This window comes from Serratia sp. (in: enterobacteria) (assembly GCF_052400455.1).
GTDB classification, from domain to species: Bacteria; Pseudomonadota; Gammaproteobacteria; order Enterobacterales; family Enterobacteriaceae; genus Serratia; species Serratia ureilytica.
Window position 1 is genome coordinate 4,650,236 of record NZ_CP185812.1, and the last position, 14,258, is coordinate 4,664,493.

At 54.9% G+C, this 14,258-nt stretch carries 6 protein-coding genes, 2 tRNA genes, 4 rRNA genes and 1 pseudogene; 1 reads left to right on the forward strand and 12 read right to left on the reverse strand.

The window, feature by feature from the left end; translation table 11 throughout:
- Positions 1-27: 27 nt before the first annotated feature.
- The 10 genes and pseudogenes from aceK to ACORQT_RS22325 all read right to left on the reverse strand — a co-directional run.
- Positions 28-1,743, reverse strand: a pseudogene (aceK, locus tag ACORQT_RS22280) (bifunctional isocitrate dehydrogenase kinase/phosphatase); the annotation flags it as partial.
- 68 nt (positions 1,744-1,811) lie between these two features.
- Entirely contained in the window at positions 1,812-3,119 is a 1,308-nt protein-coding gene (gene aceA, locus ACORQT_RS22285) for an isocitrate lyase (protein ID WP_033639246.1), read from the reverse strand.
- Between the two features lie 41 nt (positions 3,120-3,160).
- Positions 3,161-4,759: a malate synthase A gene (aceB, locus tag ACORQT_RS22290; protein WP_042785479.1), complete on the reverse strand. Its 1,599-nt coding sequence runs from the start codon at positions 4,757-4,759 to the stop codon at positions 3,161-3,163.
- 374 nt (positions 4,760-5,133) lie between these two features.
- Positions 5,134-6,063, reverse strand: a complete 930-nt coding sequence (gene metA / locus ACORQT_RS22295) for a homoserine O-acetyltransferase MetA (protein ID WP_164057684.1) — start codon at positions 6,061-6,063, stop codon at positions 5,134-5,136.
- Between the two features lie 381 nt (positions 6,064-6,444).
- Positions 6,445-6,560 (reverse strand): 5S ribosomal RNA (rrf, locus tag ACORQT_RS22300).
- 45 nt (positions 6,561-6,605) lie between these two features.
- Positions 6,606-6,681, reverse strand: a tRNA-Thr gene (locus tag ACORQT_RS22305).
- Positions 6,682-6,695: 14 nt separating this feature from the next.
- Positions 6,696-6,811, reverse strand: a 5S ribosomal RNA gene (gene rrf, locus ACORQT_RS22310).
- Positions 6,812-6,910: 99 nt separating this feature from the next.
- A 23S ribosomal RNA gene (locus tag ACORQT_RS22315) occupies positions 6,911-9,817 on the reverse strand.
- A 239-nt stretch (positions 9,818-10,056) separates the two neighbouring features.
- Positions 10,057-10,132 (reverse strand) — tRNA-Glu (locus ACORQT_RS22320).
- An 88-nt stretch (positions 10,133-10,220) separates the two neighbouring features.
- Positions 10,221-11,762: ribosomal RNA gene (locus ACORQT_RS22325) — 16S ribosomal RNA — on the reverse strand.
- The 16S, 23S and 5S rRNA genes sit together here with 2 tRNA genes alongside, the layout of an rRNA operon.
- A gap of 506 nt (positions 11,763-12,268) precedes the next feature.
- Here ACORQT_RS22325 and ACORQT_RS22330 point away from each other — a divergent pair.
- On the forward strand, positions 12,269-12,811 hold the full coding sequence (locus tag ACORQT_RS22330) for a gamma carbonic anhydrase family protein (RefSeq protein ID WP_033645236.1): 543 nt from the start codon (positions 12,269-12,271) through the stop codon (positions 12,809-12,811).
- Positions 12,812-12,853: 42 nt separating this feature from the next.
- Here ACORQT_RS22330 and aroE read toward each other — a convergent pair whose 3' ends face one another.
- Positions 12,854-13,672: a shikimate dehydrogenase gene (aroE, locus tag ACORQT_RS22335; protein WP_108682361.1), complete on the reverse strand. Its 819-nt coding sequence runs from the start codon at positions 13,670-13,672 to the stop codon at positions 12,854-12,856.
- An 11-nt stretch (positions 13,673-13,683) separates the two neighbouring features.
- Positions 13,684-14,253, reverse strand: a complete 570-nt coding sequence (gene tsaC, locus ACORQT_RS22340; protein ID WP_033645237.1) for an L-threonylcarbamoyladenylate synthase type 1 TsaC — start codon at positions 14,251-14,253, stop codon at positions 13,684-13,686.
- Between the last annotated feature and the right edge of the window lie 5 nt (positions 14,254-14,258).

Consider the following 14,258-nt stretch of genomic DNA (forward strand, 5'->3'; position numbering starts at 1 on the left):
CGGTGGCGGCCGGCAGCGCCGCCCGCTGCGCTGGCTGAACCGCTGCTTCTTGCGATAAGCGAACACGTCTTCCACATGCCCCTCGCGGATGCGCTGCTGCAACCCGCGCCAATACTCCGCGGTAAACAGATCGCTGTGCAACTCTTCAAACACCTGCCGAATGCGCCGATCGCCGCACAGGAAGTGGCGGAACTCTTCCGGGAACACATCGTTGGGCGCGATGCTGTACCACGGCTCGCTGGCCAGCTCGTCCTCCGGATAACGCGGCGGCGGAATGTCGCGGAAGTTGACCTCGGTCATGTAGCAAATCTCGTCGTAGTCGTAGAACACCACACGCCCGTGGCGCGTCACGCCGAAGTTCTTGAACAGCATATCGCCGGGGAAAATATTGGCGGCGGCCAACTGCTTGATCGCATTGCCGTACTCTTCAATCGCATCGCGCATTTGCTGGTCGTTGGCCTGCTCCAGATACAGGTTCAGCGGCGTCATGCGCCGTTCCATATACAGATGTTTGATCACGATGCGATCGCCGAGATCTTCCAGCTTGCCCGGCACTTCACGCCGCAGCTCCGCCAATAGCTCAGGGCTGAGACGCGCCTTGTCGACGACGAAATTTTCGTACTCCTGAGTATCCGCCATGCGCCCGACGCGATCGTGCTCTTTCACCAGCTGATAGCAAGCCATCACCTGCGCCTGCGTCACCTCTTTCTGCGGGGCGAACTCATCCTTGATCACTTTAAACACCCGATCGAAGGACGGCAGGGTGAACACCAGCATCACCATGCCTTTCACGCCCGGCGCGATGATGAACTGCTCCTGTGAGTGCGCCATAAAGGTCAGGTATTCGCGATAGCATTCGGTTTTGCCGTGTTTTTGGCAGCCGATCGCCATGTACAGCTCGGCGGTGGTCTTGCCCGGCAGGATCTCGCGCAGCCACTCCACCATCGCCGCCGGCAGCGGTGCGTAGACCATGAAATAAGAGCGGGCGAAACCGAAGACGATGCTGGCCTCGGCCTTGCCGGTCAGGCAGGCGTCGATAAACAGCGCGCCCGATTCGCTGTGGTGAATCGGCAACAGGAACGGGTAAACGCCGTCGGCCAGGCGCAACTTGCCGACCAGCCAGGCGGCCTTGTTGCGATAGAACAGCTCGTTGGCGATCTGGAAGGTCGCCCCCGTCAGTTGCTGTGGGCTGAAGGCGCGTTGCAGCGCCTGATTGATGTAGCGAATGTCGCGTGTCAGATCCTCCCACGGCAACCGCAGCGGCAGATCGCTCAATACGCTGCGCAGCATCGCCGGCAGATCGCCATTGGGGGTAAAATCGCGCGCCAGCGGACGCGGAATGTCGCGAAAACGTCGTTCCGGCTGCGAACTGAAAACGAACAGCTTGTCCGGCGTCAGATCGCGATGCTTGAACAACCGGCAATAGACCGAGTTGAAGAAGCTTTCGGCGATCTCAAAACGCGGGTAGTCCGGCAGCAGATCGATATAGACCGCTTTGACCCGGCTGGGGAAGTCGGCGTCGAAATATTTCTGCCCGGTGATGCATTTAAGCTGCTCCACCACCAGACCGACGTGATGGTCGTACAGATGGATGCGCTTTTTCATCGCCTGCTGCACCGCCGGCCAATCCGCCTGCTCAAAGCGCTGCTGCGCGCCGGCGGTCACTTCCAGAAAGCGGCCGTACTGCGCATCGAAGCCCTGCAGGATCGTCTGTGCGATCAACAACTCCAGTTTTGCCGCCATCCTTACCCCCGCCAGAAAAGAAGCCTGCGCATGCAGGCTCCGGGTGAAACGTCTTCAAGCTTGCCGCATCAGAACTGCTGTTCTTCCGTCGAACCGGTCAGCGCGGTGACCGAAGAGGCGCCGCCCTGAATGATGGTGGTGACTTTGTCGAAGTAGCCAGTGCCCACCTCTTGCTGGTGCGACGCGAAGGTGTAACCGCGCTCCACCGCGGCGAACTCCGCCTGCTGCACCTTCTCGACGTAGTGTTTCATCCCTTCGCCCTGCGCATAGGCGTGCGCCAGGTCGAACATGTTGAACCACATGCTGTGGATGCCCGCCAGCGTGATGAACTGATACTTGTAGCCCATGTCCGACAGCGCCTGCTGGAAACGGGCGATGGTCTGGTCGTCGAGGTTCTTCTTCCAGTTGAACGACGGCGAGCAGTTGTAGGCCAGCAGCTTGCCAGGGTATTTGGCGTGGATGGCGTCGGCGAAGCGCTGGGCGGCATCCAGATCCGGCGTTGAGGTTTCGCACCACACCATATCGGCGTAAGGGGCATAAGCCAGACCGCGGCTGATCGCCTGCTCGACGCCGGCATGGGTACGGAAGAAGCCTTCCGCCGTACGCTCGCCGGTGACGAAGGCGCTGTCATACGGATCGCAGTCAGAGGTCAGCAGGTCGGCCGCATCGGCGTCGGTACGGGCGATCACCAGCGTCGGCACGCCAAGCACATCGGCCGCCAGGCGCGCGGCGACCAGTTTCTGGATCGCTTCTTGCGTCGGCACCAGCACTTTGCCGCCCATATGGCCGCATTTCTTCACCGCCGCCAGCTGATCTTCGAAGTGCACCCCGGCGGCCCCGGCGGTAATCATCGCTTTCATCAGCTCAAAGGCGTTCAATACGCCGCCGAAGCCGGCTTCCGCATCAGCGACGATCGGCAGGAAATAATCGGTGTACCCTTTGCTGCCCGGCTCAATCTGGTTCGCCCATTGGATCTGATCGGCACGGCGGAAGGTGTTGTTGATGCGCTCGACCACCTTCGGCACCGAGTCCACCGGATACAGCGATTGGTCAGGGTACATGGCCGCTGCGCTGTTGGCGTCGGCCGCCACTTGCCAACCGGACAAGTAGATGGCCTCGACGCCGGCTTTGGCCTGCTGCAGCGCCTGGCCGCCGGTCAGCGCGCCCAGGCAGTTCACGTAGCCTTTGCGCGCCTTGCCGTTCAGCAACGCCCACAGTTTGGCGGCGCCGTTTTGCGCCAGGGTGCATTCCGGGTTGACCGAACCGCGCAGATTGATCACGTCTTCGGCGCTGTAAGGGCGAGTGATGCCTTCCCAACGGGCCGATTTCCATTCCTGTTCCAGCTGCTGGATCTGTTGAGAGCGAGAGGTAGACATAATTTTTATCCTTTCAGTCATGTAGGGTTGATTGGGAAAGTTCAGGCCAGCAGCTCATAGCCGGGCAACGTCAGGAAATCGATTAATTCATCTTGCGTGGTGATGCGCTCCATCAGGCGCGCCGCCTCTTCGAACCGGCCGGCGTTAAAGCGCGCTTCCCCTACTTCTTCACGCACCACCAACATCTCTTCTTGCAACATCTGGCGGAACAGCGCCTTGGTGACCGGGCGCCCGTCGTTCAGGCTCTTCTCGTGGTGGATCCACTGCCAGATAGACGTACGGGAGATCTCCGCCGTCGCCGCATCTTCCATCAAACCGTAAATCGGCACGCAGCCATTGCCGGAGATCCAGGCTTCGATGTACTGCACCGCCACGCGGATATTGGCGCGCATCCCCGCTTCGGTGCGTTCGCCGTCGCACGGCTCCAGCAGTTGGGCGGCGCTGATCGGCGCATCCTGCTCACGCAGCACGTCCAGCTGGTTCTGGCGATCGCCCAATGCGTTGCCGAACACCTCCATCACCGTGTCCGCCAAGCCCGGGTGCGCCACCCAGGTGCCGTCGTGGCCATTGTTGGCCTCCAGCTCTTTGTCCGCTCGCACCTTATTCAGCACCCAGGCGTTTTTCTCGGCGTCTTTGCTCGGGATAAACGCCGCCATGCCGCCCATGGCGAACGCGCCGCGCTTATGACAGGTTTTGATCAACAGGCGCGAATAGGCGCTGAGGAAAGGTTTTTCCATGGTCACCGACTGACGATCCGGCAGCACGCGATCGCCGTGGTTCTTCAGCGTTTTGATGTAGCTGAAGATGTAATCCCAGCGGCCGCAGTTCAGACCGACGATGTGATCGCGCAGGTGATACAGGATCTCGTCCATCTGGAACACCGCCGGCAGAGTTTCGATCAGCACGGTCGCCTTGATGGTGCCGCGCGGCAGATCGAAACGATCCTCGGTAAAGCTGAAGACATCGCTCCACCAGGCCGCTTCCTCCCAGGACTGGGTTTTCGGCAGGTAGAAATACGGGCCGCTGCCCTTGGCCAACAGCTGGCGATAGTTGTGGTAGAAGTACAGCGCGAAATCGAACAGGCCGCCGGGGATGGCTTCATCACGCCACAGTACGTGCTTCTCCGGCAGGTGCAAGCCGCGCACGCGAGCGATCAACACCGCCGGATTCGGTTTCAGCTGGTAGATCTTGCCGGCTTCATTGGTGTAGGAGATGGTGCCGTTAACCGCATCGTGCAGGTTGATTTGACCGTCGATGACTTTGTCCCAGCTTGGCGCCAGCGAGTCTTCGAAGTCCGCCATAAACACTTTTACGTTGGCGTTCAACGCATTGATCACCATCTTGCGCTCGACCGGTCCGGTGATCTCTACCCGGCGATCGCGCAGGTCTTGCGGAATGCCGCGGATCTGCCAATTGCCTTCACGAATGGAATTGGTTTCCGAAATAAACCCAGGCAATTCGCCGCGATCGATATTTTGTTGCCAGCGGGCACGCGCCGCCAACAGCTCATTGCGACGCGGCGTGAATTTCCCCACCAGTTCCGCCAGAAATTCAACCGCTTCATCCGTTAACACCTGGCGCTCCGCAGCGGCGAAACCCTGCGTAAACCTTAACTCCGTGCCTGCTATCTGTTGCGTCATGACCTTGCTCCTTCCCATCGTTGCGCCCGAGCGACCGGCGCATTTTCATCAGAAATCACTGTGGATCAGGGCGGATGGAACGATCCTAAACTGGTCAGATCTCATCCCGATAGCGTTAAGAATACCCAACAAAAAATAAAAATCAAAAACCATTTCCATTTTATTATTAAATATTTTATTAACACTTTATTATCAATTGGTTAGGATAAATAACACGGTCAACAGGTAAGGAAATCGGTTCCAATAGAATTGCAAAGACGGACTAACGCGTTGTTAGGCAATGGTTTTTTGGGAGAATTGACGAGTAAAAAGAAGATCGTGCAGAGGGTGAGCAGTGCGGCGGCCTCGATTCAGCCGCCGGCAGGCAGAAAATATCAGTCGAGAGTCGGATTCATATGGCGCAGATCGTAAGGCGTGATCTGGTAGACGTAATAATTGAGCCAATTGGAAAACAGCAGGTGGCCATGGCTGCGCCAGGTGGCTTTCGGTGTCAGTGCGGGGTTGTCATCGGGGAAGTAGTTGAGCGGTACGGCAGGATCGAGGCCAGCTTCGTTGTCGCGACAATACTCTCCCGCCAGCGTCATTGTATCGTATTCCGGATGGCCGGTGACGAACGCCAGTCGCTTATCCCTGCTGGCGAACAGGTAGGCGCCGGCCTGCTCGGATTCGGCCAGGATGTCCAGGTCGGTATATTGGCGAATCACCTCGGTCGGGAAATCGGCATAGCGCGAATGCGGCGCCAGGAAGCTTTCGTCGAAGCCGCGCGTCAGCAACGCATGCTGCTGCAGCGTTTGGTGCGGATAAACGCCGGAGAGCTTCACTTCGCGCGTCATCTTGGGAATGCCGTACAGGATATTCAACGCCGCCTGTACCGCCCAGCACACGAACAGCGTGGAGGTAACGTGGTTCTTAGCCCAGTCGATCACACACTCGATCTGCGGCCAGTAGGCAACATCGCAGAAATCGACCAGCCCCAGCGGCGCGCCGGTGACAATCAGGCCATCGAAGTTCTCATTCTGGATATCCTCGAAGTCGCAGTAGAAGTTGTTCAGATGCTCGGCCGGGGTGTTCTTCGATTCGCGGCTATCGATACGCAGCAGCTGGATATCAATCTGCAGCGGCGAGTTGGAAAGCAGGCGCAGAAACTGGTTTTCCGTTTCGATCTTCTTTGGCATCAGGTTGAGGATCAGCACTTTCAGCGGCCTGATTTCCTGTGTTTTTGCCCGTGAGGATGTCATCACGAAGACATTCTCACCGCGCAAGAAATTGACCGCAGGTAACTCATCAGGAACACGAATCGGCATTGCTTAACCCTCACACATCCATTTATACGTTTAGACTTCTAGATGCCCGAAGATAGCGTTTTTTTCCGTCGATGTCGAGCGTTCAGCGGAAAGGTGAAAATGTTTCATTGCGCGAGCTGCGTCAGGATCTTGGCAGGGAGGATGAGAGGTACTGAAAGCAAAAAGGCCATCCTTTCGGATGGCCTCTTGGCTTATTTGATGCTTGGCAATGTCCTACAGTATTCGTCTCATCCTGAGACTCTCCCCTGCGGGGCCGCCGCAAGCGGCGTTAAGGCCCGTTCCCGACGGGTCTTTCGCATGCCCATGCTCGAGCAGAACGCCAGATAACAGACAAAACAAAAAGCCCCATGCTTTCGCATGAGGCTTGTTGTTTTATTTGATGCTTGGCAGTGTCCTACTCTCGCATGGGGAGACCCCACACTACCATCGGCGCTACGGCGTTTCACTTCTGAGTTCGGCATGGGGTCAGGTGGGACCACCGCGCTATTGCCGCCAAGCAAATTCTTTTTTCTGCCGAACTTCTAAACCCACTTTAAATAAAGTGGTGCTGATACCCAGAGTCGAACTGGGGACCTCACCCTTACCAAGGGTGCGCTCTACCAACTGAGCCATATCAGCACGCTTAATTTGATGCCTGGCAGTGTCCTACTCTCGCATGGGGAGACCCCACACTACCATCGGCGCTACGGCGTTTCACTTCTGAGTTCGGCATGGGGTCAGGTGGGACCACCGCGCTATTGCCGCCAGGCAAATTCTGTTTCATTCCAACCGCCTCACTTCCATGAAGCCATCAGAACCAATCTTGGAACGTCGCTGAAAATCTCTCTAAAAACACCTTCGGTGTTGTAAGGTTAAGCCTCACGGATCATTAGTACTGGTTAGCTCAATGCATCGCTGCACTTACACACCCAGCCTATCAACGTCTTAGTCTTAAACGTTCCTTCAGGGGCCTTAAAGGCCCAGGGAAGACTCATCTTGAGGCAAGTTTCGCGCTTAGATGCTTTCAGCGCTTATCTTTTCCGCACTTAGCTACCGGGCAATGCCATTGGCATGACAACCCGAACACCAGTGGTGCGTTCACTCCGGTCCTCTCGTACTAGGAGCAACCCCTCTCAATCTTCCAACGCCCACGGCAGATAGGGACCGAACTGTCTCACGACGTTCTAAACCCAGCTCGCGTACCACTTTAAATGGCGAACAGCCATACCCTTGGGACCAACTCCAGCCCCAGGATGTGATGAGCCGACATCGAGGTGCCAAACACTGCCGTCGATATGGACTCTTGGGCAGTATTAGCCTGTTATCCCCGGAGTACCTTTTATTCGTTGAGCGATAACCTTTCCATACAGGATTATCGGATCACTAGAACCTACTTTCGTACCTGCTCGAGCCGTCACTCTCGCAGTTAAGCTAGCTTATGCCTTTGCACTAACCTCACGATGTCCGACCGTAATTAGCTAACCTTTGTACTCCTCCGTTACTTTTTAGGAGGAGACCGCCCCAGTCAAACTACCCACCAGACACTGTCCTCACCCCAGATTATGGGGCCGAGTTAGAACATCAAACATTAAAGGGTGGTATTTCAAGGATGGCTCCACGCAGACTGGCGTCCACGCTTCAAAGCCTCCCACCTATCCTACACATCAAGGCTCAATGTTCAGTGTCAAGCTATAGTAAAGGTTCACGGGGTCTTTCCGTCTAGCCGTAGATACACTGCATCTTCACAGCAAATTCAATTTCACTGAGTCTCAGGTGGAGACAGCCTGGCCATCATTACGCCATTCGTGCAGGTCGGAACTTACCCGACAAGGAATTTCGCTACCTTTGGACCGTTATAGTTACGGCCGCCGTTTACTGGGGCTTCGATCAAGAGCTTCGCCTTGCGGCTGACCCCATCAATTAACCTTCCAGCACCGGGCAGGCGTCACACCGTATACTTCCACTTACGTGTTTGCACAGTGCTATGTTTTTATTAAACAGTTGCAGCCAGCTGGTATCTTCGACTGGCTTCAGCTCCATCCGCAAGGGACTTCACCTACATGCCAGCGTGCCTTATCCCAAAGTTACGGCATTATTTTGCCTAGTTCCTTCACCTGAGTTCTCTCAAGCGCCTTAGTATTTTCTACATGACCACCTGTGTTGGTTTGGGGTACGATTTAATGTTACCTGGAGCTTAGAGGATTTTCCTGGAAGCAGGGCATCAACTACTTCTGCACCGTAGTGCATCGTCATCACGCCTCAGGGTTAGTATGCAACCGGATTTACCAGGTCACACCCCCTACACGCTTAAACCGGGACAACCGTCGCCCGGCCAGCCTAGCCTTCTCCGTCCCCCCTTCGCAGTAACCCCAAGTACAGGAATATTAACCTGTTTCCCATCGACTACGCTTTTCAGCCTCGCCTTAGGGGTCGACTCACCCTGCCCCGATTAACGTTGGACAGGAACCCTTGGTCTTCCGGCGAGCGGGCTTTTCACCCGCTTTATCGTTACTTATGTCAGCATTCGCACTTCTGATACCTCCAGCAACCCTCACAGGCCACCTTCAACGGCTTACAGAACGCTCCCCTACCCAACAACGCTAAGCGTCGCTGCCGCAGCTTCGGTACATAGTTTAGCCCCGTTACATCTTCCGCGCAAGTTGACTCGACCAGTGAGCTATTACGCTTTCTTTAAAGGATGGCTGCTTCTAAGCCAACATCCTGGCTGTCTATGCCTTCCCACATCGTTTCCCACTTAACCATGACTTTGGGACCTTAGCTGGCGGTCTGGGTTGTTTCCCTCTTCACGACGGACGTTAGCACCCGCCGTGTGTCTCCCGTGATAACATTCTTCGGTATTCGGAGTTTGCATCGGTTTGGTAAGCCGGGATGGCCCCCTAGCCGAAACAGTGCTCTACCCCCGAAGATGAGTTCACGAGGCGCTACCTAAATAGCTTTCGAGGAGAACCAGCTATCTCCGAGCTTGATTAGCCTTTCACCCCTATCCACAAGTCATCCGCTAATTTTTCAACATTAGTCAGTTCAGTCCTCCAATTAGATTTAATTAACCTTCAACTTGCTCATGGTTAGATCACCGGGTTTCGGGTCTACATCTTGAAACTATTCGCCCATTTAAGACTCGGTTTCCCTTTGGCTCCCCTATACGGTTAACCTTGCTACAAAATATAAGTCGCTGACCCATTATACAAAAGGTACGCAGTTACATTATTAAATGCTTCTACTGCTTGTACGTATACGGTTTCAGGTTCTATTTCACTCCCCTAACCGGGGTTCTTTTTCATCTTTCCCTCACGGTACTAGTTCACTATCGGTTAACTATTAGTATTTAGCCTTAGAGGATGGTCCCCCCATATTCAGACAGGATGTCACGTGTCCCGCCCTACTCATCGAACTCACGACCTGTGCATTTTAGTGTACGGGGCTATCACCCTTTGCTGCGCGACTTTCCAGACGCTTCCACTAACACACAAGCCAATTCAGGTTCTGGGCTCCTCCCCGTTCGCTCGCCGCTACTGGGGGAATCTCGGTTGATTTCTTTTCCTCGGGGTACTTAGATGTTTCAGTTCCCCCGGTTCGCCTCATGCCACTATGTATTCATGACATGATAGTGTGTCGAAACACACTGGGTTTCCCCATTCGGGTATCGCCGGTTATAACGGTTCATATCACCTTACCGACGCTTTTCGCAGATTAGCACGCCCTTCATCGCCTCTGACTGCCTAGGCATCCACCGTGTACGCTTAGTCACTTAACCTCACAACCCGAAGATGTTTCCATCGTTCGCGCTGCAAACATTTGAGAGACTCTATGACAGGTTACTCTTCATCCCAATACATCTACGGAGGGATAAATTTCAGCCGTCATGTTTCAATTTTCAGCTTGTTCCAGATTGTTAAAGAGCAATATCTTAAACATGACTCGGAAGTCATCTTTAAGATATGGTGTATCGTCAGATACTTGAGACCGCCGCTTTCACCGGGTGGGTCGGAAGCTTGGCGTCCCCTAGGGGATTCGAACCCCTGTTACCGCCGTGAAAGGGCGGTGTCCTAGGCCTCTAGACGAAGGGGACACGACACCGTACTTTTATGACGCTTTTGCTCGTTACTTTTTCATCAGACAATCTGTGTGAGCACGCCACTCGAACTAATATCTTTAGGTAAGGAGGTAATCCAACCACAGGTTCCCCTACAGCTACCTTGTTACGACTTCACCCCAGTTATGAACCACAAAGTGGTAAGCGCCCTCCCGAAGGTTAAGCTACCTACTTCTTTTGCAACCCACTCCCATGGTGTGACGGGCGGTGTGTACAAGGCTCGAGAACGTATTCACCGTAACATTCTGATTTACGATTACTAGCGATTCCAACTTCATGAAATCGAGTTGCAGACTCCAATCCGGACTACGACGTACTTTATGAGGTCCGCTTGCTCTCGCGAGGTCGCTTCTCTTTGTATACACCATTGTAGCACGTGTGTAGCCCTACTCATAAGGGCCATGATGACTTGACGTCGTCCTCACCTTCCTCCAATTTATCATTGGCAGTCTCCTTTGAGTTCCCGGCCGAACCGATGGTAACAAAGGATAAGGGTTGCGCTCGTTATAGGACTTAACCCAACATTTCACAACACGAGCTGACGACAGCCATGCAGCACCTGTCTCAGAGTTCCCGAAGGCACCAATCCATCTCTGGAAAGTTCTTTGGATGTCAAGAGTAGGTAAGATTTTTCGTGTTGTATCGAATTAAACCACATGCTCCACCGCTTGTGCGAGCCCCCGTCAATTCATTTGAGTTTTAACCTTGCGGTCGTAATCCCCAGGCGGTCAACTTAACGCGTTAGCTCCGGAAGCCACGCCTCAAGGGCACAACCTCCAAATCGACATCGTTTACTGCATGGACTACCAGGGTATCTAATCCTGTTTGCTCCCCATGCTTTCGCACCTCAGTGTCAGTTTTTGTCCAGGGGGTCGCCTTCGCCACTGGTATTCCTCCAAATATCTGCGCATTTCACCGCTACACCTGGAATTCTACCCCCCTCTACAAAACTCAAGTTTATCAGTTTCAAATGCAGTTCCTAAGTTAAGCTTAGGGATTTCACATCTGACTTAACAAACCGCCTGCGTGCGCTTTACGCCCAATAATTCCGATTAACGCTTGCACCCCTCGTATTACCGCGGCTGCTGGCACGAAGTTAGCCGGTGCTTCTTCTGCGAGTAACGTCAATTGATGAACGTATTAAGTTCACCACCTTCCTCCTCGCTGAAAGTGTTTTACAACCCTAAGGCCTTCTTCACACACGCGATATAGCTGGATCAAGCTTTCGCTCATTGTCCAATATTCCCCACTGCTGCCTTCCTTAGGAGTTTGGGCCGTGTCTCAGTCCCAATGTGGTTGGTCATCCTCTCAGACCAGCTAGGGATCGTCGCCTAGGTGAGCCATTACCCCACCTACTAGCTAATCCCATCTGGGCACATCTGATGGCAAGAGGCCCGAAGGTCCCCCTCTTTGGTCTTGCGACGTTATGCGGTATTAGCTACCGTTTCCAGTAGTTATCCCCCTCCATCAGGCAGTTTCCCAGACATTACTCACCCGTCCGCCGCTCGTCACCCAGGGAGCAAGCTCCCCTGTGCTACCGCTCGACTTGCATGTGTTAAGCCTGCCGCCAGCGTTCAATCTGAGCCATGATCAAACTCTTCAATTAAAAGCTTGATGTGCTTCCACTCGAGAAGCGATGCTCAAAGATTTACTGCATGAATTTTACTTCAGTTAGTCACTCTTCAAGACTTGATATTTTTTGCATCCGAAGATGCTGGATATCGTCTTGTGGAGTGCCCACACAGATTGTCTGATAAATTGTTAAAGAGCAGTGAGTTAGGCGCTTTCGCTTGCTAACTCGAGGTGGCGTATATTACGCTTTCCTCTTTCAGAGTCAACCCTAATTTTCAGGATTTTTTCTCTTTCTTCCCGGCCGCTGTGTGAAGTGAATCACTTGCGCCGTGTCGATGGAGGCGCATTATAGGGATCCGAGTTTTTTGCACAACCCCTTTTTTGATCTTTTCTTTCTGTTTGCACACTTTTCAGCCCTTCCGAGTGGATCTTGTGCGATCAGGGCCATTTTCCGCAGGATCCGGCGCTGCGATTGGTTGTAATTCCATCGTCAGAGTCTAGTATTGCCGGTAAATATGATCCCGACGTGAGGCAAGCACCATGTCCGATGCAGTACGTTCTTATCTTCAATACACCCCCAAACTCGGTCAGCGCGTCTTGATCGATCCTTCCAGCGTCGTCATCGGCGACGTCGATCTGGCGGATGACGTCAGCATCTGGCCGCTGGTCGCCATTCGGGGCGACGTCAATGCGGTAAAGATCGGCGCACGCAGCAATATACAGGACGGCAGCGTACTGCATGTGACTCACCGCTCCGAACATAACCCCGACGGTTATCCCCTGTTGATTGGAGAAGACGTGACCGTAGGCCATAAAGCGATGCTGCACGGCTGCGCCATCGGCAACCGGGTGCTGGTCGGTATGGGATCGATCCTGCTGGACGGTGTAGTAGTAGAAGACGACGTGATGATTGGTGCCGGCAGTTTAGTGCCGCCGGGCAAACGCCTGGTCAGCGGCTATCTCTATATGGGCAGCCCGGCACGCCAAGTTAGGCCGTTGACCGCCGCCGAGTTGGAAGGATTGCTTTATTCTTCGAACAACTATGTACGCTGGAAAGATGAATACCTGTCGGAAGACATCTGACGGGAACCCCGTTCTCTATAAATAAAGAGAACGGGGCAGGATTTATGCCGCCAGTTCGCTGCGCAACTGGCGCAATACCGGCTCAATCTCTGGCATCACTCCATGCCAAAGCAGGAAAGCATGCGCCGCCTGCCCCACCAGCATGCCCAACCCATCGGCATATTCCGTTGCCCCCTGCTGCTGCGCCCAGGCCAGGAATGGCGTAGTGCCCTGCTGATAGAACATGTCATAGCAACGAGTGTGCGCATTAACTACGCCCGCCGGCAACGCCGGGATCTCTCCGCTGATGCCGGACGCCGTCGCATTGATCACCAGTTCGAACGCTTGCTGATCCAATTGATCCATCGGCGCCGCCGAGATCTCCCCCAGATGCCGAAAAGCGTCTGCCAACGCCTGGGCTCGGCTGAAGGTGCGGTTGGTGATCGTTAGCCGACAGCCGAAAGACAGCAGCGGCAGGATCACGCCGCGCGCTGCACCGCCGGCGCCCACCAGCAGGATGCGATCCTGCGGCAGGATCAATTGCTGACGCTGTAGATCGGTCAGCAACCCGATGCCGTCGGTGTTATCCCCCAACAGCTCGCCATTCGGCAATATCTTCAGGGTGTTGACCGCACCGGCCATCGCTGCGCGCTCGCTCAGCTCAGAAGCGGCCGAATAAGCACGCTCCTTGAAAGGCACCGTGACGTTCGCCCCCAGCCCTCCGGCGCGGATAAACGCCTGCAGGCTGGTTTCAAAACCGTCTAACGGCGCCAACACCGTCCCATAAGGATGCTCAATGCCGGTCTGGGCAGCAAACAGCGCATGAATTCGCGGCGACTTGCTGTGGCCGATAGGGTTGCCAAATACCGCAAACTTCTCCATGCCCATTACCTCTAGCCCTGACGGATCTGTTCGCCGGTCAGAACGTCTCTGATTTCGGAAGGATTAAGACGGCCACCTACCTTGCCGCGCAATACCGGGAAAGCTTCGCCGAACTGCCGCGTGACCTCATCCGCACTGCGGCATGGCTCCAGCCCACTGAGATTGGCGCTGGTCGACACCAGCGGCTTGCCGTACTGCCGACACAGCTGCTGCACCAACGGATGATCGCTGACGCGCACCGCCAGCGAGCTGAAGCGCCCGGTCAGCAAACGCGGCGTCTCCGGCCGAGCGGGCAAAACCCAGGTTACCGGCCCTGGCCAGCTGGCAAACATCGTCGTGCGCTGCTGTTCGCTGAGTGCACTGTCGTCGATATAAGGCTTAAGCTGTGCATAGTCGGCGGCGATCAAAATCAGCCCCTTTTCCCACGGCCGCTGTTTCAGCGCCAGCAATGCATTGACCGCCTGCTCGCTGTCGGGATCGCAACCCAGGCCGAATACGGCTTCTGTGGGATACGCAATCACCTGCTGTTGATGCAAAGCATCGATGATAGATAAAAGGTTCGGGCTTAATTCTGAGTTCATGATGT

What these genes read in the sequence shown, in the direction of transcription:
- tsaC (WP_033645237.1), bottom strand. Translation starts at nt 14,253, where the DNA reads ATGAACTCAGAATTAAGCCCGAACCTTTTATCTATCATCGATGCTTTG.
- ACORQT_RS22330 (WP_033645236.1), top strand. Translation starts at nt 12,269, where the DNA reads ATGTCCGATGCAGTACGTTCTTATCTTCAATACACCCCCAAACTCGGT.
- metA (WP_164057684.1), bottom strand. Translation starts at nt 6,063, where the DNA reads ATGCCGATTCGTGTTCCTGATGAGTTACCTGCGGTCAATTTCTTGCGC.
- aroE (WP_108682361.1), bottom strand. Translation starts at nt 13,672, where the DNA reads ATGGAGAAGTTTGCGGTATTTGGCAACCCTATCGGCCACAGCAAGTCG.
- aceA (WP_033639246.1), bottom strand. Translation starts at nt 3,119, where the DNA reads ATGTCTACCTCTCGCTCTCAACAGATCCAGCAGCTGGAACAGGAATGG.
- aceB (WP_042785479.1), bottom strand. Translation starts at nt 4,759, where the DNA reads ATGACGCAACAGATAGCAGGCACGGAGTTAAGGTTTACGCAGGGTTTC.